The following is a 286-nucleotide window of genomic DNA, read 5'->3' on the forward strand; positions in this document are numbered from 1 at the left end:
GGTCATAGTCTGTATGAGCATGTTGTCCCTTATATAAACCAGTTTCAAGCCATTTAGGTGTTTTCTCACGATTAGTATATTGGTGCGACTTACCTATATTAGTTATTTGTGGTTGTCGTTTGTTGTGAATGCGTTTCTCAGCGTCAAAGGTAAACTCTAACCATTCAATTTTACGTCCTTTTTTTGCTTTAATTTTATTGATATTAAGATTATTAAAAATTGAAGAAAGTTCATTAATTATTGGCTTTAATACACGTTTGGTTATATCATTCATCTGATAAGTTTT

The 286-nt window shown here is 30.8% G+C and carries 1 protein-coding gene; it reads right to left on the bottom strand.

The window, feature by feature from the left end:
* Positions 1–274 (bottom strand): hypothetical protein (locus tag IE187_RS21870; protein WP_498050265.1); only part of this gene is annotated, 274 nt, incomplete at its 3' end.
* Between the last annotated feature and the right edge of the window lie 12 nt (positions 275–286).

The organism is Sphingomonas glacialis (assembly GCF_014653575.1).
Classification (GTDB): domain Bacteria; phylum Pseudomonadota; class Alphaproteobacteria; order Sphingomonadales; family Sphingomonadaceae; genus Sphingomonas; species Sphingomonas glacialis.